This window comes from Parazoarcus communis SWub3 = DSM 12120 (genome assembly GCF_003226565.1).
In the GTDB taxonomy this organism is placed as follows: domain Bacteria; phylum Pseudomonadota; class Gammaproteobacteria; order Burkholderiales; family Rhodocyclaceae; genus Parazoarcus; species Parazoarcus communis.
Window position 1 is genome coordinate 116,545 of sequence record NZ_QKOE01000011.1, and the last position, 18,907, is coordinate 135,451.

Below are 18,907 nucleotides of genomic sequence, written 5' to 3' on the forward strand. Positions count from 1 at the left end.
ACGTCTTGTGCGCCGCGAGTCTGGCCGTAGTAAATGGCCCATTGAAATACCCTGGAGAATCACATGACGACCGATGCTGGCAATCCGCACCTGATGCGCGACGAGGATTTCGAAGCCCTGGAGGAGATCCTGACTTCGGATGTGGTCCCCGAGGATTGCATGGACCTGGAGATGCTCGACGGCTTTCTGGCAGGTGTGCTGATCTCACCGCAGCCGATTGCGGTTGAACGCTGGCTGCCTGCGGTTTGGTCCGCACATGAAGATGGCGTGAGTTTTGGCTCGGGCAGTGGTGTGCAGCGTGCAATCCGTCTGGTCCTCTCGTACTACAACGAGATGTCCACAACCCTGGGGCTGGACGAGGATGACGAGACGTGTTGGGAGCCGTTCTGCTTTGCGATTACCGATGGTGACACCATCCAGTTGGGGGATGAATGGGTAGAAGGTTTCACCCAGGGGCTCGATTTGTGGCGCAAGGACTGGCACGCGGGTTTGCCAGATGAGGCTGTCGAAGCGGTGAGGGAGACGCTCGTTACGGTGCTTGCCCCGTGGCAGGCGGACGATGCCGCCCAGGCGGATGACGAGACCCGTCTTGGGTGGCTGGCCGCTGTGGGCGAGGCGGCCAATGACATCTTCTCGCACTGGCGCGACCTCGACCTGCCCGCGCCGGTGCCGGTTGCTGTGGAGCTACCGCCGGGCCCGGGTGCAGCCGGGCCCGGACGCAATGAGCCGTGCCCGTGCGGCAGCGGCAAGAAGTTCAAGAAGTGCTGTGGGGCAGGCACGGAATGATTACGGTACCGACTGTTTAGCAGCGTTGGGTTGGCGCGATGGCTGAAGATCATTGCACCCGCTGCGGTGCCTGTTGTGCGTCGTTTCGGGTGGACTTTCATGTGTCGGAGCTCGCCGACGGGCAGACTGGGGCGGGCGTGCCTGCGACACTGTGCGTGCCGGTGACGGCGACCTTGATGCGGATGAAAGGCACGGATGGGGGGCCTCCAAGGTGTATTGCCCTGGCTGGCGAGATCGGACAGGCAGTGCGCTGCACCATTTATGCCGACCGGCCATCCCCGTGCCGAGATTTCGCCCCTTACGCCGCCTTGGGGATCGGCGAGGATGGGTGCGACCGTGCGCGCAGGAAACATGGCATGCAGGCCTTGGGTGCCTGATTGAAATGTTTGTGCAAAATATATTTAAGGTATTGAATTAAAAGAATAAAAAACACTTGCGCGGCGGCGTGCAAAGATTAGAATCCGCGCGCCGGTGATGTGGCGCCCGAAAGGCGCATGGGGAGCAGGCTTGCTGCACCCGGACGAACAGCCGGTGCGTGTTCCGTCTGGGACATGCGTACTCGCTGACGGCCCGCCATGGAATCCTTCAACCCCTGCCTTGATTGCGGTATCTGCTGTACCCACTTCCGTATTTCATTTTACTGGGGCGAGTCCGACGAGGCGCCAGGTGGGTTCGTCCCTGCAGCACTGACCGAGAAGCTGACACCCTTTCGTAGTTGCATGAAAGGCAGCAATGACGTGCCCCGGCGCTGTATCGCGCTGCAGGGGGTGGTGGGTGAGCAGGTGGCCTGCAGCATTTATGAGCACCGGCCGACGCCCTGTCGTGAATTTCCGGTGTACTTCGACAACGGACGGCCAAATCCCAAGTGCGATGAGTTGCGCGCCGGCATTGGCTTGCCTCCGCTGCCGGACCCGCACCCCATGGGCTGCGGGCTGGCCTGAGCCGGAGCGCCGCCGCGGGGGCGTCGATGCCCGCGGTTTAGCGGGAGGGCTGACCGGTGGCCACGCGTTGCAGCAGGGCGAGTGGGCCGATTGTGCGCAGATGCTCGATCTGTTGATGTTCCCGCACGAACAGCGAGCCGGCGAATCCGAGTGCATTCACCGAGATTCCGTCACACTTTTCCTGACTGCGGGGGACCACTGTCATCCACTCCCGGGTGACCAGCAGGTTGTAAGGCGGCATGGGGTCAGTGACGGGCTGCAGGTCGAGCGCGTCGCAGGCATTGCGATAGCTCGTTTCCAGCCATGCTGCAGCGGTATCCACAGATGACCAGCAGCCGGCAGGCAAGGGGGTGCGGAGTTGGCGCCAGGGCAGCTGGCTGGCGTCGTAATGGTTTGACGGGATTGCAGCAAGCGTGTGCAGATCCGTTTTGGCCGGAACCCATTGAAGATGTTTGTGGCTTTGACTGGCGCCGGCCACTTGCCCCCCATTGTAGAAACCGAGCCCGCCGTGTGCCTGCATGACATATGCCAGCGCGGTGAAGTCGGTCAGGGTCAGCGGAGCGGTCTGAGCCTCGAAGTCGCGGGTAATGATCAGCAGGTGACGTTCGATGACCGGGTATTTGTTGAGGACGGCGAGATGCCTGGGTCCGAGCGATGCAACGGTAAGGTCAGGGTCCGGTGGCAGGAAGGGGTTGAACCCTGGGCGCTTGCGGGTGACCGCGTCGACGCGGGCTGCGTCCTTGAGGGCGAGGGACGAGACCCAACGTACCGAGAAATCGAAGCCGTTCTGGTGCAGGACGGTTCTTTCGGTATGGATGGGCTGCAGCGCGCCGTTGGCCATGGCCTGGGCGATGGTTCGGTCGGTCTGTTCGAGCAGGTCGGGGGCCGGACTGTTCATCGAGTAAGGTGGCAGGACGGGAGTCCGTCATTGTGACATGATCGCTCCCGTGTTCCATACCGATCTGAACGGCATTGCAATCCGTATGGCATCCGCGCTGATGGTTTGGGTGTCGTTGCGATCGACCGTTGTTGGGCGGAAATCAATCTAAAGGTAAGAATCGTGAATCGTTCGAGTTTTGCTGTGCGCGGTGAGTTCATTCAGCTGGACCAGTTGTTGAAGGCGGCCAACCTGGTCAGCTCGGGCGGCGAGGCGCACGCTGCAGTCGAGGCTGGCCTGGTCCGGGTCGATGGTCAGCCCGAGTCGCGCAAACGGGCAAAATTGCGACCCGGGCAGTGGGTGGAGTTTGGTGCGGAGCGGGTGGATCTGATCCCGCCTCAGGCGGGTGACTGAGGTCGATTGGCGACGTGAGGAGCCGGCTTCGTCGCTAGCGGTGGCCGCGCTCTCAAGGCAGTTGGCGGGTGCTTCGGGCCTGCCGCTTGCGTGAGAGTTTTTCCCAGAACCATCCGCCGGGCAGATCTTCGCCGGTCAGCAGGTAGTTGAGTGCGTGTTCGTTGGCGATGTTCAGACCAAAACTGGCGCGGGCGCCTGGACGGCCGACCAGCAGTAGTTCATCTCCCGGACGGACGGGTGTGCTGCCAAGCGGAACCATCAGATGGTCGTCGTCGTCCCGGTCCAGGAACAATACTTCACAGGCGAGAAACTCGTGCCGGTTGGCGTGTGAGCGGAGCAAGCGATCCAGGGTAATGGTTTCGCCCCGCATCAGGCGGCGGTAGAGCGCGGGTGCGCGGCTGAGGTTGATGCGTTCGCTCCACACTTCGGGGACATCCCATCCCAGCCGTCGGGTCATGCGTTCGAGCAGCCAGGCACACCATTCTTCGTCCATCTGCCTGATCTGATCGAGGAACGGCGTCAGCAGCGGCGTACTCAGGATGGCCAGGCACTCGTGGGCGATGATCTCGCTGGGCACCACGGTGATGTCCGAGCTGTAAGCCTGAAACAGCGCCCGGTTGGTGTAGTGGTTCTGCCGCACGATGACGAAGAGCTTGCGATTGAGCTCACGCGCGGTGACCGCGATCGACAGGTTGTCCACATCGGAACTGGTGCCGGCGACAATGCCGACCGCCTCGCGGATGCCGGCCTCTTCCAGCGCCGCAGCGCCGGTACCGTCGCCTTGCACCCAGCGATGCGAAATGTCCTCTGGCGGACGACGATCGATGATGGTGACCGGTACCGATTCGGCATCCATGGCATCGACCATCAACCGACCAAATCGACCATGGCCGCACAGGATCCAGTGTCCGCGCGGGGGGTCTCGGTGGCGTTCGAATGTGGTGCCTGGCAGCCCGGTGAGCCAGCCCAGCAGCTTCCAGGCTGCGGGGGTGTGCAGCGCCAGCGCCAGGGTGTCACCAAATTTTTCAAACGGATTGATGATGTGGCGGGTACCGAAGGAGGCCATGTTTGCCGCGGTATCGCGGGTCTCGGCGCGTGCCAGGGTAGGGAGTCGCGGGGCAAGCAGTCGGGCAGCAATCGAGATCGCCAGATTGGCCGAGTCGTCGTTGGTCAGTGCGATGATGCCGATGCAGCTGGGGTGAGTGAGCCCGGCGTACTGCAGGGTCTCCGGGTTGCTGGCATCTGCTGCGATGGCGGGTACGTCGGCAGCATAGCTGTGCAGATCGATCTCGCCGACCTTGCTTTCGTCTTTTTCGATGACCACTGCGCGCAGGCCCTGGCGGTCCAGTGCCTGACAGATCAGGCGGCCGGTTTCGCCATAGCCGCACACCAGGTAGAAGGGCTCACCCAGTCGCCGCACGTTGCGGACAAAACGCTGCATGGCAATGGCCTGTTGCAGGCTGCGGTCGGCCAGTAGTGCGAAGACCGTACCCAGGGTGTAGGCCCAGCCGATCACCGACATGTAGATGCAGAACAGCACCCACAGCCGCTGCTGGTCGGAGAAGGCGTAGGGAATTTCCCCAAAACCGATGGTAGTGGCGGTGTAGCTGATGAAATAGAACGCGTGGAAGAAGCTCAGGTAATGCGTTCGGCCCTCATCATCGACACCGGGTGTCAGGGTGAGGCCAAGCACCGAGATGCTGACGATGACGATCAGCAGGATCAGCGGCGCCCGCAGGCGACGCATGATCATGAAGAAGACGCTGTGATGGCGTGCCAGCGGGGCGTTCAGAGGTGGCTGCATCAGCGCCGTTGCATGATGGTTTCGGCAATCAGGATGACCACCGAGACAACGTTGGCGAACAAGGCGCCGCCTGACAGCGATACCACCCGTGCGGTCATCTCGCCGGTCAGACCGTCGGCGGTGATGTGTGCCGCATAGCCCCAGACCATTGCCGCCGCGATCAGCTGCAGGTCAGCCACCAGGCTGGTTGCGAGGTGAATGGCGCCGATCTGGGTGCGATCGCCGAACTTGAGCATGGTCGCGATCAGGCTGACCACGAGTGCGGCGAACAATTCGTAGATGTCATGATGGCCGGGGTTGTCTATGTCGCCGACGAAGAAGCCGAAGTTCAGCGTTGCGGCCAGCAGGATGAAGAATCCGAAGATGACTTTTTCGAGGTTCATGTAGGGTGCTCGGGTTGGGGCGGGCTGAATCGCAGTGGGCAATGCAAAGTATGCCAGTTTGGCTCGGGACTGGCTTATGGAAGGGGGCTGTCAGGGCGTGCCCTCGTCACCGTTTCCTTCATGAATGTCCCCATCGACGTAGTACCACAGCCCATGTTCGCGGACAAACCGGCTGGTTTCATGCAGGCGTTGAGCGCGGCCGCCAATTCGATAGCGGGCAACGAATTCCACTTCGGCGTGATCGGCATCCAGTGGGCGATGCGCGCGCACCTGCAGGCCGATCCATTTCGGTGGTGAGGTGTCGAACAACGGGGGCTGAGGGCGACTCGAGGGGTGCCAGCTGGCCAGCAGATAGGCTTCGTCCTTCAGGGTGAAGGCGGTGTAACGGGCGCGCATCAGTGCTTCGGCCGAAGGTGCAGGCTGTTGCCCATTGATGATGGGCAGGCAGCAGTGGGCTGCGGATTTACCGGAGTTGCACGGGCAGGGTGGATTTTTCATACTGATGCGCTGGGTTCGAGAAAACGGTCGGGCTCCAGATTTTGCCGCAAACCTTACGTGCACGTTGAACGAGCTCGGGTATCCTCCCGTGCGCAGCGATTTGCATAGACCATGAGTGTCCGGATGAAGGCAGAAACCCAGCACCGCATCAAGAATACCCGTCGTTACCTCATCGTGGGCGTGCTGACCGCTGCGCCGCTGTGGGTCACCTGGCTGGTGTTCGATTTCATTTTTTCGCAGCTGTCCAAGCTGGGCACACCCTGGGTGGTTGGCCTGTCCCGCGCGGTACGGCGGACGTGGCCATCGGCGGCGGATTTCCTGCTGCTGCCCTGGTTTCAGTCGCTGTTGGGCGTGGTGATCACCCTGCTGGTGTTCTACGTGCTTGGCTGGCTGGCGACACAGGTGATTGGCCAGCGTGTCATTGGCTGGCTGGAACGTCTGGTGCACCGCATTCCGCTGGTTGCTGCCATCTACGGCGGCACCAAGCGCTTCCTGTCTGCGGTCAAGGAGAAGCCTTCGGGCGTGCAGCGTGTGGTGCTGATCGAGTTTCCATCATCTAGCATGAAGGCGGTTGGTTTCGTGACCCGGGTGATCAAGGATGAGGTCAGCGGCGAGGAGCTTGCCGCAGTCTACGTGCCCACTTCACCCAATCCGACTTCGGGATACATCGAAATCGTACCGGTCTCGCAGGTGGTATCGACTGACTGGACCATGGACGAGGCAATGAGCTTCGTCATGACCGGTGGAGCGACCTCGCCGGACCGCATCCGCTACCGCAATCCAACATCAAATGCGCAGCAGACAGCGCAGGATGCAAGTGCTGGGGCAGTAGCCGAGTCCTGAGTTCCGTGTGGGCTGGCGTGCCTTGCCTGCTTGCCGTCCGGCGGGCAGGGACCCGCTTTGTGGCCTATGCTTGAACGGTGTGCAAAGAGTAGAATCCAGAGGCTGCGACAGCTGAAAATCGTCACCTTGTGTTGCGCTGCACCGCAAGTCTTATAAAAGACATATAATCTGTTCCGATCCGCACGGGAGAACCCCGTCCGGAGCCCCTGCCAACGTCACAAAACTGGAAGGAATCCGCCGTGCTTGAAGCCTACCGTGCCCATGTCGCCGAGCGTGCCGCCCTCGGTATCCCGCCGCTGCCCCTGAACAAGCAGCAAACCGCCGAGCTGGTCGACCTGCTCAAGAACCCGCCCGCTGGCGAGGAAGCCTTCCTCGTCGAACTGCTCACCTACCGTGTTCCCGCCGGTGTGGATGATGCCGCCAAGGTCAAGGCCGAGTTTCTGGCCAAGGTCGCCAAGGGTGACGAAGCCTGTGGTCTGGTGTCGCGTGCCAAGGCGACCGAACTGCTGGGCACCATGCTGGGTGGCTTCAACATCAAGCCGATGATCGATCTGCTGGCTGACGGCGAAGTGGGTGCCGTTGCTGCCGAGGGTCTGAAAAAGACCCTGTTGATGTTCGACTACTTCCACGACGTCAAGGATCTTGCCGCTGGCGGTAACGCCAATGCCAAGGCCGTGATGCAGTCGTGGGCCGACGCCGAGTGGTTCACCAGCCGTCCGGAAGTGCCCGCCTCGCAGAAGCTGACCGTGTTCAAGGTCACCGGCGAAACCAATACCGATGACCTGTCTCCGGCGCCGGATGCCTGGTCGCGTCCTGACATCCCGCTGCATGCGCTGGCCATGCTGAAGAACCCGCGCCCGGGCATCACCCCGGAAGAAGCCGGTGTTCGTGGTCCGGTCAAGTTCCTGGAGGAGCTGCGTGCCAAGGGCAACCTCGTCGCCTACGTCGGTGACGTGGTGGGTACCGGTTCCTCGCGCAAGTCCGCCACCAACTCGGTGCTGTGGTTCACTGGCGAAGACATCCCGTTCGTGCCGAACAAGCGCTTCGGTGGTGTGTGCCTGGGCTCCAAGATCGCCCCGATCTTCTTCAACACCATGGAAGATGCCGGTGCGCTGCCGATCGAGATCGATTGCGGCCAACTCGACATGGGTGACGAGATCGAACTCAAGGTCGACCAGGCGACCGGCAAGGTCAGTGCGCTCAAGAACGGCGCCGTCGTGGCCGAATCGCAACTCAAGACCCTGGTGATCCTCGACGAAGTACGTGCCGGCGGCCGCATTCCGTTGATCATCGGTCGTGGTCTCACCACCAAGGCGCGTGAAGCGCTGGGCCTGCCGCCCTCCACCCTGTTCCGCCTGCCGCAGAATCCCGCCGACACTGGCAAGGGTTTCTCGCTGGCTCAGAAGATGGTTGGCCGTGCTTGCGGTCTGCCGGAAGGTCAGGGTATCCGTCCGGGCACCTACTGCGAACCCAAGATGACCACCGTCGGCAGCCAGGACACCACCGGCCCGATGACCCGTGACGAACTCAAGGATCTGGCTTGCCTCGGCTTCTCGGCCGATCTTGTGATGCAGTCCTTCTGCCATACCGCGGCCTATCCGAAGCTGGTCGACGTGCGCATGCACCGCGAGCTGCCGAGCTTCATCAGCACCCGTGGTGGCGTGTCGCTGCGCCCGGGCGATGGCGTGATCCATTCGTGGCTCAACCGCCTGCTGCTGCCCGATACCGTCGGTACGGGCGGCGACAGCCACACCCGCTTCCCGATCGGCATTTCCTTCCCGGCCGGCTCCGGTCTGGTCGCCTTTGCCGCGGCCACCGGCGTGATGCCGCTGGACATGCCGGAGTCGGTGCTGGTGCGCTTCAAGGGTACGATGCAGCCGGGCGTCACCCTGCGTGACCTGGTCAACGCCATTCCGCTGTATGCCATCCGCCAGGGCCTGCTGACCGTCGAGAAGAAGGGCAAGAAGAACATCTTCTCCGGCCGCATCCTCGAGATCGAAGGTCTGCCGGATCTGAAGGTCGAACAGGCTTTCGAACTGACCGACGCCTCGGCCGAGCGCTCTGCCGCAGGTTGTACCGTGCATCTGAACAAGGCGCCGATCGTCGAGTACATGAACTCGAACATCACGCTGATGAAGTGGATGATCGCCAACGGCTACGAAGACAAGCGCACCCTGGGTCGTCGTATCAAGGCCATGGAAGACTGGATCGCCAATGGCGAGTTGCTGTCGGGTGATGCCGATGCCGATTACGCCGCCGTGATCGAGATCGACCTCGCCGACATCAAGGAGCCGATCGTTGCCTGCCCGAACGATCCGGATGACGTCAAGCTGCTGTCCGAAGTCGCCGGCGACAAGATCGACGAAGTCTTCATTGGCTCGTGCATGACCAACATCGGTCACTTCCGCGCTGCGGGCAAGGTGCTCGATGGCAAGACCGACATCCCGACCCGCCTGTGGATCGCACCGCCTACCAAGATGGACGCGATGATCCTCAACGAGGAAGGCTATTACGGCGTGCTCGGCAAGTCCGGCGCCCGTATGGAAATGCCGGGCTGCTCGCTGTGCATGGGTAACCAGGCGCAGATTCGCAAGGGCAGTACTGCAATGTCGACCTCGACCCGTAACTTCCCGAACCGTCTGGGCATCGATACCCGCGTATACCTGGGCTCGGCTGAACTGGCCGCAGTGTGTGCGCTGATGGGCAAGATCCCCTCGGTCGAGGAGTACATGGCGCAGGTGGAAGTGGTCAACAAGAAGGCTGCCGACATCTACCGCTACATGAACTTCGATCAGATCGAAGAGTTCAAGAGCGTGGCTGACACGGTCACCGTCTGAGCTTGATGGCTTGAGGCGCTGAAAGGCCCTCGCCGCGGCAGTAGAACGCCCTCGTCCGGAAGTCCGGCGGGGGCGTTCTTGTTTTTCGGTGCGTCATTGAGTGCCGTGGAATTGCTGATTTTGGGGAACGGCAATCGCGAATGGCACTCCCACTGTCATTCCGACCAACAGGAGCTTTCATGACTAACTCGTCGAGTCGCAAGCCAGTCTCCATCGTCCTATTGCTGCTCGTTATTGCGGTAGCCGTCCTGGGATGGCTGCAATTGCGATCGCCGGAGTCCGCTCCACCGGTTGCCGCATCAGCGCCTCCGGTGCCCGAGGTAGCTGCAGGCGGCAGCGTTGAACCGGCGACCCGTCATCCGGTGGAAGCCCTGGCGCCCTTGCTTGAGTCACAGGGCGTGCAGGATGCCTTGGCCGAGATGCCGTCGGTGGTGGAGCCCGCGCCCGAACTGGGCAATAGCGATGTGTTGATGTTGAGCGTGCTCGAGCGTCTGGTGGGTGCGGACGGTCTGGGGCAGTTCATCGTGCGTGATTTTGTACGTCGTATCGTTGTTACTGTCGATAACCTGCCGGGCGAGCGTCTGCCGCTGGCCCGATCGCCTGTCCAGCTTGCACCGGGCAACTTTCTGGTCAGCGGTGATGATGGCGAGCGCCATATCGCCGCCGACAACGCAGCACGTTATGCCGGGTATCTGACCTTGGCGGAGCGGATCGACAGTGCCCGCCTGGTTGCAGCCTACGCACGGCTTTATCCGCTGTTTCAGGCAGCCTACGACGAACTGGGCTATCCGGATGCCTACTTCAACGATCGTCTGGTTGCGGTGATCGATCACATGCTGGCAGCGCCGGCAGCAGAGGAGCCGATACGCGTCGTGCAGCCGAAGATTCGTTACCAGTTTGCCGCGCCTGAACTGGAGGCTCGTTCAGCCGGGCACAAGATCATGCTTCGGATCGGTGCCGACAATGCTCAGCGGGTGAAGGCGAAGCTGGGTGAGATTCGCGGCTTGCTGGTTGGCACTACGATGCCTGGCGTACGCTGACACTCGGTCGAGGCGCTGCGTGTCTTTATGAAAATCTGAGTATTCCTGCAAGGTCGATTTAGCAAGCGGCAGTCGTCCGTGTGCCCATACTCCCTCCACGTCGAGTCGCCAGCGAAAGGGGCTCGATGAATTGACCAGACTTGCGGGAGTATTCAATGATCAAAACAACAATGGCCAGCGTCATCATCATGTTCGGCGTGATAGGCAGCAGTTGGGCAGGACAATCGTCCGTCGGGGCCAGTTCGGCAGTTGAGCGTGGGCGCTATCTGGTGCAGATCGCTGGCTGTAATGATTGCCACACCCCCAGCTATGCAGCAACGGATGGCAAGGTGCCCGAGGTGGATTGGTTGACGGGCGATCATCTGGGGTGGCGGGGCGCTTGGGGAACGACCTACCCGGCCAATCTGCGCTTGTTCTTCAGCCGGATCACCGAAAGCGAATGGCTGAAGATTGCGAGGGGGGCGCGCTATCGTCCGCCAATGCCTTCGTCGGTGCTGCACCAGTTGTCCGATCAGGATCTGCAGGCGATTTACCGTTTTTCGCGTTTCCTGGGACCGGCCGGAAAGGAGGCTCCGGCCTACGTGCCACCGGGCGGCGAGCCACTGGGACCTGTGGTGCAGTTTCCGATGTGAGCATTGGGTATCAGCGTTGCCTGGTTGTGTGAGCCTATGCCAATCGCCGTAAAGCTGGCTATCATTCCAGCACCATGCTGGATGAGCGCTCACCGATTCTTGACGATGCCAACGCGGGCTTCATCTGCGGCGGTATCTCCATCAATACCGCCGCCTGCCGTCCTGGCGGTTTCCCCGCGCTTGCGCGTGCGGTGGGTTGCAGGGTTGCGCCAGACCGTCGTGCGGTGACGGTGCTGCTTGGCGGCACGGCAGCGGCAGATGTGATCGAAGGCGTACGCCGCAGCGGAGCCGTTGCGGTGGTATTCAGCGATCCCTCCACCAACCGGACGCTACAGCTCAAGGGTTACGATGCGCTTGTGCTTCCGCCAGAGCCGGGTGATGCGGCGTTGGCTGCCCGGTATCGCGCGGCGTTCAGTGCCACCTTGGTGCCGCTGGGCTTTACTGATGCTGTCGTACAGGCGTTACTGGCCTGTCCTGACGATGATCTGCTGACGATACGTTTTTCCCCGACGGCGGCATTTTCGCAAACGCCCGGACCTCAGGCGGGAGAACCCTTGGTGCGCGGAGCATGAGGATCAAGCTCGAATCCATCCGGAACTGCCTGGAGGGTGCGGTGCCGGGCACGATATCGACTTGTGCTCCGGATGGCACACCGAACATCGCTTACCTGTCGCAGATCCAGTATGTCGACGGTGAGCATGTCGCGCTTTCCTACCAGTTCTTCAATACGACTCGGCGCAATATTCTGGCGTCGCCCTACGCCCGGCTGGCGGCGATCGATCCGCATACGGCTGCACACTACCGTCTGAGTCTGCAGTATCTGCGCACGGAGCAGAGCGGGCCTCTGTTCGAGAGCATGAAAGCCAAGTTGGCGGGGATCGCATCACATACCGGCATGGGTGACGTCTTCCGGTTGCTGGGTTCGGACATCTATCGCGTGCTTGATATCGAGCAGGTGCCTGGTCAGACGGTGCCCTTGCCACGACCCGAGAGGAATCTGCTGGCTGCATTGCGTGCGTTCAGTGAGGATCTGTGTGGTGCAGCAGATCTCGACGACTTGTTCGCGCGCGTGCTGACAAGCCTGGAAAGAAACCTGGGTATTGAAAACGCGATGCTGTTGATGGTTGATGAGACGGGGCGCCGCCTGTACACCATTGCCAGCCTGGGTTATTCGGATTCCGGTGTCGGTTCGGAAATTGCGTTTGGGGAGGGTGTGATCGGCGTTGCCGCGCGGGAGCGTACGCCCATCCGGATCAGTCATTTCACTTCGGAGTACAACTACAGTTGTGCGATTCGGGACAATCTCGCGCTGGAGGGTTGTCTCGAACTGGAAACCAAGATTCCCTTACCCGGGCTCGCTGCTTCCTGCAGCCAGTTGGCGGTTCCCATCAAGGCGTGCGACCGCCTGATCGGGGTGCTTTATGTCGAAAGTCAGCAGGATATGCGTTTTGGTTATGATGACGAAGATGCACTGGTGACCCTTGCGGGGCAGTTGGGGGCCGGTATCCGTCTGCTGCAGCAGGCCGCCGAGGCACCGATTGAGGCCACAACACAAGTTGCGCCCACACGGCCTCCGGATAACGGAGGCAAGCCGCTGGCGGTTCGTCACTACGCGGAGAACGACAGCGTCTTTCTGGATGGCAACTATCTGATCAAAGGTGTGGCTGGGGCGATCTTCTGGACCTTGATCAGGGATTTCGTCGAGCTTGGCCGCATTGATTTCAATAATCGGGAGCTACGTCTTGACCGTCGTATCCGCTTGCCCGATCTGAGTGACAATCTCGAGGCGCGTCTCATCTTGCTCGAGCGGCGTCTTGCAGAACATGCCGCACCGGTCAGGATTGAAAAAACCGGACGCGGGCGATTCCGGCTCAAGGTCACCAGAGCGATCGAATTGTTCGATGCCTGAGTTGCCCGGACGGAAGTAACGCCGTTGCAACTCTTCATGCCGTTCTCAGGTAGGGTCGTGCTCATGACACATGCCCGTCGGCCGATGCCTGCCGCGGGAAACTAAATTCATCCGCTCATCATCCTAAAACTTCACTAACTGCAGGTGGTGGCGTACCGCACATCGCTAAAGTGCCGTTCATCGATTCGGCGTCCTTGCCGGGTCACATGTTGGCGGAGGTGAATGTGACGATACGAAGATTTGGTGCGGATCCGCTCGAGTTGCTGAATACGATGATGCTGATCCGTATGTACGAGGAGCGCGCGGCACTGTTGCAGCGTGAGTCGGGCGCACCGGGTACCTGCACTGCGGTCGGGCAGGAGGCAACTGCAGTGGGTGTTGTGGCGGCGCTTGGCGTGGATGACCTTATCCTGACGAATCATCGCAGTGCAGGTCATCTGCTGGCGCGTGGGGCAAGCCCCAGTCGCCTGCTTGCCGAGGCGCTTGGGCGCAGGGATGGATATTGCGGTGGCAAGAGCGGATCCTTGCACGTTTCTGCGCGTGATCTTGGGGTCGTGCTGACCTCGACCATCGTCGGTGGTGAACTGGCACTGGCAACCGGAGTGGCCCTGTCACAGCAGATGTTGGGCCGTACAGGTGTCGTGGCCTGCTTTTTTGGTGATGGCGCGGCCTGCGAAGGGCGCTTTCATGAATCGCTCAATCTGGCTGCGGTGTGGCGCCTGCCGATACTCTACGTTTGCGAGAACAATGAGTGGCAAGCCTTCGTTCATCGACGTGAGACCATGCTGACCGATAGCGTGGCGGCTTGGGCGCAGCCCTATGGAATAGACAGCGCGACAGTCGACGGAAATGACGTTGAGGCCGTGCGGGCGGCGGCGACCGAGGCGCTGGCATCGATACGGAAAAATGGCCGCCCGTTCCTCCTCGAGGCGCAGACATATCGTCTGCGTGGGCACTTTGAGCCCGATGATCAAGGTTATGTGGATCAGCAGGAACTGGCGTCCTGGCGCCTGCGTGACCCCTTGTCGAAAATGCAGGCTCGCTTGCTGGATCAAGGGATCATCGATCAGGCAGGGCTCGATGCATTGAGCGTCGAGATCGCGCAGTGCATCGATGCAGCGGCGGTGTTTGCGATTGCGTCACCTTATCCGGCAGTGGCCGAACTGCACACTGACATTTTTGCCTGAGGAGTGGAGACATGAAACCAGTCACTGTCCTGGAGGCCATTGATCAGGCCTTGGCGGAGGAGATGGCGCACGATCCACGCGTGATCCTGATGGGTGAAGGTGTGGCGACCAAGCGTAAGGCGCTGCTGGCCGAGTTTGGTGCAGATAGGGTGCGCAATACCCCGCTTGCAGAAGGAATCATTGCGGGTACTGCCGTGGGTGCGGCGGCGACCGGCCTGAGACCGGTGATCGATCTGCTTTTCGCACCATTCCTGTGTTACGCAATGGACGAGTTGGTCAATAGTGCAGGAAAGCTGCGCTACTTGTCGGGTGGTCAGTTCGCCTTTCCGCTTGTGGCGATTGCAATGACTGGGGCGGGCTGGGGGGTGGGGGCGCAGCACAACCACAACATCGAGGCATGGTTTGTCCACACCCCCGGGTTGAAAGTCGTGATGCCCTCTTCCGTTGCCGATTTCAAAAGTCTGTTGAAGGCTGCAATCCGGGATGACAATCCGGTGTTGTTCTTTGTTGATATCGGATTGGCTCACACCGAGGGCGAGCTTCCTGCGCAGGAGGCTGCAGTGCGTCTGGGTGAGGCTGTTGTGCGGCGGATTGGCGAGGATGCGACGCTGATTTCGTACGCCAAGACCGTAGGCGTGTGTGAACGGGCGGCGGCGGTTCTGGCGGAAGAAGGTGTATCTGCCGAAGTGCTGGACCTGCGCACATTGAAGCCGTTGGACGAGGCGGCGGTATTGGCGTCGGTGAGAAGGACCGGACGTGCCGTCGTGGTTCATGAGGCAAGCCGGAACTGCGGTGTTGGCGCCGAGATCGCGGCAATGCTGACTGAACAGACCTGGGCGACGTTGAAAGGCCCGGTACTGAGGGTGGGCGGGCCTGATGCGCCTGCCCCTGCGAGCTATCCGCTGGAGCAGGCTTATGTTCCGCAGGTGGAGGATGTCGTCAGCTCGGTACGGCGTCTGACACGCTCGGCGGCGGCCGCTTAGGTCGCTGGTTCGGACACTGCGACCATCTCCCAGGCCTGTGCCACGTGCGTGTATGAGCGAAGGCGCGCCGCATGGTCGAAGATCTGTGACGTCAGGATCAACTCGTCTGCCGCGGTACGGGCGATCAGGTCTTCGAGCTGCGAGCGTACGCTGGCCTCCGAGCCAACCACGGAACAGGCCAGCGATTCATCCGCGAAGGCCAGTTCGGCTGCCGACCATTCACGCTCGTCGAAGTCGTCCGGTGGGGATAGCAGGCCCCGCACACCGCGAGCCATTGCCGCAAAGCGATGACGTAGCGAGCGGAACAGGTGGCGGGCTTCGTCGTCCGTTTCCGCTGCGACGGCGCTGATGCCTACCATGGCGTGAGGGCGGTCGAGTGTCTCCGATGGGGTAAAGCTGCGGCGATAGATGTCCAGTGCCTGCATCAGGAAACGGGGCGCAAAATGCGAGGCAAAGGCAAAGGGCAGGCCCAGCTTGCCAGCCAGTTCAGCGCTGTAGAGGCTGGAGCCGAGCAGCCAGATCGGAATGTTGAGTCCTGCGCCGGGGACAGCCTGAATGGCTTGTCCCGGCTGAACGGGCAGGAACCAGGACTGGAGTTCGACCACATCCTGCGGAAAGGTATCGGCACTGTCGATGCCGATGTGGCGACGCAAGGCGCGTGCGGTGCGTTGATCGGTGCCGGGGGCACGGCCCAGGCCGAGATCGATGCGGCCGGGGTAGAGGGACTCGAGTGTGCCGAATTGCTCTGCAATCACCAGCGGTGCGTGATTGGGCAGCATGATGCCGCCGGCACCGACCCGGATGGTGGATGTGGCGGATGCAACGTGACCAATGACCACCGCAGTGGCTGCGCTGGCGATACCCGCCATGTTGTGATGCTCGGCCAGCCAGTAGCGGTGATAGCCAAGGTGCTCGGCGTGACGGGCGAGATCACGGGTGTTGCTCAGCGCGATGGCAGGTGTGCTGCCTTGCGTAACGGGTGCGAGGTCGAGTACCGAGAGCGGAATACGCCGTATCATCGGCTCAGGCTTCCAGTCGCTTGTCACGCTCGATCAGGGCATAGGCGGAATGGTTGTGGATGGATTCGAAGTTTTCTGACTCCACCGCATAGGCATCGATGCGTGGTTCGGCGTTAAGCAGGCCGGCGACGTCACGCACCATGTCCTCGACGAACTTGGGGTTGTCGTAGGCGCGCTCGGTGACGAATTTTTCGTCCGGACGCTTGAGCAGACCATACACCTCACACGATGCCTGGCTCTCGACCAGTTGCACGACTTCCTCGATCCACAGGTGATCGTTGATGGTGGCGCTGACAGTGACGTGAGAGCGCTGGTTATGCGCACCGTAGGCGGAAATCTTCTTGGAGCAGGGGCACAGGCTGGTGACCGGCACCAGCACCTTCATGGTGAACTCGTACGTGCCGCCCTCATGAATGGTGCCGATGAAGGTGATGTCGTAGTCCATCAGGCTCTCGACGCCGGAAACCGGGGCAGCCTTGTTGATGAAATACGGAAAACTCATTTCCAGGTGGCCGGTTTCGGCCTCGAGGCGCTCGACCATGGCGCGCAGCATGGGCTCGAAGGATTCGACCGAGATTTCGCGCTCCTGGCTGTTCAGGATCTCGACAAAACGCGACATGTGGGTGCCCTTGAAATTGTGCGGCAATCCCACATACATGTTGAACGTGGCGACGGTGTGCTGGACGCCGCCGGATTTGTCGCTGACCCGGATCGGGTGGCGGATGGACTTGATGCCGACCTTGTTGATCGCAATCTGGCGGCGGTCGATGCTGCTCTGTACGTCGGGAATCGCCTCAGCGGTCTGGCTGTTCATGTGCTGTTCTCTGTTGGAGTCGGGGCTTGTTGCCTCTCGTGAGCCACGATCCTAGCGTTCCCGACAAAATTGCTCAACTATTGCCGGAATAGATACGCGCTATGCTCTCCAGGATGCCGGCCTTATCCAGACCGACCGAGGCCAGCAGCTGTGCCTGATCGCCGTGGTCGATGAAGCGGTCGGGGAGGCCGAGTCGCAATACACGCGGGCGTGAGGGCAGGGTGTCGACGCAGCGCGACACTTCGGCGCCTGCACCACCGACAACCGCGTTTTCCTCGAGGGTGACGATCAGCTCGTGCGTGGCGGCCAGCTCGGCTACGAGGGCATCGTCCAGCGGTTTGATGAAGCGCATGTTCGCCACCGTGGCGTCAAGTGCATCACCGACTTCAAGGGCAACCGGCACCATGCTGCCAAAGGCAAGCACGGCAATCTTGCTGCCGCGGCGACGGATCTCGCCCTTGCCGATCGGCAGCGCCGTCATCGTCTTGTCCGGCTCAACGCCGGTGCCACTGCCACGGGGGTAGCGAACTGCGGTCGGGCCATCATGGCAGACCGCGGTGTAGAGCATCTGGCGGCATTCGTTCTCGTCGGCGGGTGCCATGATGACCAAGTTCGGCACGCAGGCGAGATAGGACAGGTCGAAGGCGCCGTGATGGGTGGCACCGTCGGCGCCGACCAGACCGCCGCGGTCGATGGCGAGCAGGACGGGCAGGTTCTGCAGGGCGATGTCATGGATCAACTGATCGTAAGCCCGCTGCAGGAAGGTCGAGTAGATCGCCACCACCGGACGATAGCCCTCACAGGCCATGCCCGCGGCAAACGTCAGCGCATGCTGCTCGGCGATGCCCACATCGTAGTAGCGGTCGGGGTACTCCTGCTCGAAACGCACCAGGCCGGAGCCTTCGCGCATCGCGGGCGTAATGCCGACGATGCGCTTGTCGGTGGCCGCCATGTCGCACAACCAGTCACCAAAGACCTGGGTATAGGTCAGTTTGCCCGCGCTCTTGCCGCCCTGGATGCCGGCGGCAGAGTCGAACTTGGATACGCCGTGGTACAGGATGGGGTCGGCTTCGGCCAGCTTGTAGCCATGCCCCTTGCGGGTAATGACGTGCAGGAACTGTGGGCCCTTGAGCTTCTTGATGTTCTGCAAGGTCGGCACCAGCGCGTCGAGATCGTGACCATCGATCGGGCCGTAATAGTGAAAGCCGAATTCCTCGAACAAGGTGCCGGGCGTGATCATGCCCTTGACGTGCTCCTCGACTTTACGTGCCAGTTCGGCAACCGGCGGGGCCATGCCCAACACCTTTTCGCCCACTTTGCGTGCCGTGTTGTAGGTGGAGCCCGACATCAGCCGCGCCAGGATCTTGGTCAGGGCCCCTACAGGCGGAGAGATCGACATCTCGTTGTCGTTGAGAATGACGAGAAGGTTGATCCCCTCCATGTCGCCACCGTTGTTCAACGCCTCGAAGGCCATGCCGGCAGACATGGCGCCGTCGCCAATGACGGCAATGGCACTGCGATCCTCGCCTCGGTCACGGGCTGCAGCGGCCATGCCGAGCGCAGCGGAGATCGAGGTGGAGGAGTGTGCAGTACCGAAGGTGTCGTATTCGCTTTCGCAACGTCGCGGAAAGCCGGAAATGCCGCCCCAATGGCGCAGTCCGCTCATCGCCTCGCGACGGCCGGTCAGTACCTTGTGGCCGTAGGTTTGATGACCGACGTCCCAGACGATGCGATCTTCCGGCGTGTTAAAGACGTAGTGCAGCGCGATCGACAGTTCGACCGTGCCCAGATTCGACGACAGATGCCCGCCGGTCTTCGAGACGGACTCGATCAGGAAGGCGCGAAGCTCATCGGCGACGACTGCCAGTTCGCGGCGATCCAGGGCGCGCAGGTCGGCAGGTGAATGGATGCGTTCGAGATTCGAGTAGGGGGACATGGAA

At 61.4% G+C, this 18,907-nt stretch carries 19 protein-coding genes; 12 read left to right on the forward strand and 7 right to left on the reverse strand.

All coding sequences use genetic code 11. The annotated features are described in order from the left end of the window. Positions 1-63 precede the first annotated feature (63 nt). The 3 genes from DNK49_RS15200 to DNK49_RS15210 all read left to right on the forward strand — a co-directional run bounded on the left by DNK49_RS15200 (position 64) and on the right by DNK49_RS15210 (position 1,727). On the forward strand, positions 64-786 hold the full coding sequence (locus tag DNK49_RS15200; RefSeq protein WP_110526325.1) for a UPF0149 family protein: 723 nt from the start codon (positions 64-66) through the stop codon (positions 784-786). 38 nt (positions 787-824) lie between these two features. Beyond that, the gene (locus tag DNK49_RS15205; protein ID WP_110526329.1) at positions 825-1,163 is read left to right on the forward strand and encodes a YkgJ family cysteine cluster protein; all 339 of its coding nucleotides are present in this window, start codon (positions 825-827) and stop codon (positions 1,161-1,163) included. A 198-nt stretch (positions 1,164-1,361) separates the two neighbouring features. Next, positions 1,362-1,727 carry a YkgJ family cysteine cluster protein gene (locus DNK49_RS15210; RefSeq protein WP_110526332.1) on the forward strand — a complete coding sequence of 122 codons (366 nt, stop codon included), beginning with the start codon at positions 1,362-1,364 and terminating at the stop codon, positions 1,725-1,727. A 37-nt stretch (positions 1,728-1,764) separates the two neighbouring features. Here DNK49_RS15210 and DNK49_RS15215 read toward each other — a convergent pair whose 3' ends face one another. Beyond that, on the reverse strand, positions 1,765-2,625 hold the full coding sequence (locus tag DNK49_RS15215) for an ATP adenylyltransferase family protein (RefSeq protein ID WP_110526335.1): 861 nt from the start codon (positions 2,623-2,625) through the stop codon (positions 1,765-1,767). A gap of 162 nt (positions 2,626-2,787) precedes the next feature. On the opposite strand from DNK49_RS15215, the gene DNK49_RS15220 reads away from it, so the two are divergent. Next, the gene (locus DNK49_RS15220; RefSeq protein WP_110526338.1) at positions 2,788-3,018 is read left to right on the forward strand and encodes an RNA-binding S4 domain-containing protein; all 231 of its coding nucleotides are present in this window, start codon (positions 2,788-2,790) and stop codon (positions 3,016-3,018) included. Positions 3,019-3,070: 52 nt separating this feature from the next. On the opposite strand, the gene DNK49_RS15225 is transcribed toward DNK49_RS15220, so the two are convergent. The 3 genes from DNK49_RS15225 to DNK49_RS15235 form a co-directional block, all read right to left on the reverse strand. Beyond that, positions 3,071-4,822, reverse strand: coding sequence for a potassium channel family protein (locus DNK49_RS15225; protein ID WP_243632386.1), 1,752 nt, complete (start codon positions 4,820-4,822; stop codon positions 3,071-3,073). Next, a complete protein-coding gene (locus tag DNK49_RS15230) occupies positions 4,822-5,205 on the reverse strand; it encodes a DUF6394 family protein (RefSeq protein ID WP_110526341.1) in 384 nt (127 codons plus the stop codon). The genes DNK49_RS15225 and DNK49_RS15230 overlap by 1 nt, the downstream gene beginning before the upstream one ends. A 90-nt stretch (positions 5,206-5,295) precedes the next feature. Beyond that, entirely contained in the window at positions 5,296-5,703 is a 408-nt protein-coding gene (locus tag DNK49_RS15235; protein WP_110526344.1) for a YchJ family protein, read from the reverse strand. Positions 5,704-5,826: 123 nt separating this feature from the next. Here DNK49_RS15235 and DNK49_RS15240 point away from each other — a divergent pair, with 123 nt between their 5' ends. From DNK49_RS15240 to DNK49_RS15275, 8 genes are all read left to right on the forward strand, one after another. Continuing rightward, complete coding sequence (locus DNK49_RS15240; protein ID WP_110526347.1) at positions 5,827-6,546, forward strand: DUF502 domain-containing protein; 720 nt, start codon at positions 5,827-5,829, stop codon at positions 6,544-6,546. 239 nt (positions 6,547-6,785) lie between these two features. Then, a complete protein-coding gene (acnB, locus tag DNK49_RS15245) occupies positions 6,786-9,383 on the forward strand; it encodes a bifunctional aconitate hydratase 2/2-methylisocitrate dehydratase (protein WP_110526350.1) in 2,598 nt (865 codons plus the stop codon). Positions 9,384-9,562: 179 nt separating this feature from the next. Further along, complete coding sequence (locus DNK49_RS15250) at positions 9,563-10,423, forward strand: DUF3014 domain-containing protein (RefSeq protein ID WP_165843344.1); 861 nt, start codon at positions 9,563-9,565, stop codon at positions 10,421-10,423. A gap of 155 nt (positions 10,424-10,578) precedes the next feature. After that, on the forward strand, positions 10,579-11,055 hold the full coding sequence (locus DNK49_RS15255) for a cytochrome C (protein WP_110526356.1): 477 nt from the start codon (positions 10,579-10,581) through the stop codon (positions 11,053-11,055). A 74-nt stretch (positions 11,056-11,129) separates the two neighbouring features. Next, complete coding sequence (locus tag DNK49_RS15260) at positions 11,130-11,627, forward strand: hypothetical protein (RefSeq protein WP_110526359.1); 498 nt, start codon at positions 11,130-11,132, stop codon at positions 11,625-11,627. Continuing rightward, positions 11,624-12,964 carry a GAF domain-containing protein gene (locus DNK49_RS15265; protein WP_110526361.1) on the forward strand — a complete coding sequence of 447 codons (1,341 nt, stop codon included), beginning with the start codon at positions 11,624-11,626 and terminating at the stop codon, positions 12,962-12,964. The genes DNK49_RS15260 and DNK49_RS15265 overlap by 4 nt, the downstream gene beginning before the upstream one ends. 224 nt (positions 12,965-13,188) lie before the next feature. Beyond that, a complete protein-coding gene (locus tag DNK49_RS15270; RefSeq protein ID WP_243632387.1) occupies positions 13,189-14,151 on the forward strand; it encodes a thiamine pyrophosphate-dependent dehydrogenase E1 component subunit alpha in 963 nt (320 codons plus the stop codon). A gap of 11 nt (positions 14,152-14,162) precedes the next feature. Then, entirely contained in the window at positions 14,163-15,134 is a 972-nt protein-coding gene (locus DNK49_RS15275) for an alpha-ketoacid dehydrogenase subunit beta (protein ID WP_110526364.1), read from the forward strand. Here the strand turns inward: DNK49_RS15275 and DNK49_RS15280 are convergent. The 3 genes from DNK49_RS15280 to dxs form a co-directional block, all read right to left on the reverse strand. Next, positions 15,131-16,153 carry an LLM class flavin-dependent oxidoreductase gene (locus DNK49_RS15280; protein WP_110526367.1) on the reverse strand — a complete coding sequence of 341 codons (1,023 nt, stop codon included), beginning with the start codon at positions 16,151-16,153 and terminating at the stop codon, positions 15,131-15,133. The genes DNK49_RS15275 and DNK49_RS15280 overlap by 4 nt on opposite strands. Before the next feature lie 4 nt (positions 16,154-16,157). Then, positions 16,158-16,967 (reverse strand): GTP cyclohydrolase FolE2, encoded by an 810-nt coding sequence (gene folE2 / locus DNK49_RS15285; protein WP_110526370.1) that lies wholly within the window; start codon positions 16,965-16,967, stop codon positions 16,158-16,160. A gap of 73 nt (positions 16,968-17,040) precedes the next feature. Then, a complete protein-coding gene (dxs, locus tag DNK49_RS15290; RefSeq protein ID WP_110526373.1) occupies positions 17,041-18,903 on the reverse strand; it encodes a 1-deoxy-D-xylulose-5-phosphate synthase in 1,863 nt (620 codons plus the stop codon). Positions 18,904-18,907 lie beyond the last annotated feature (4 nt).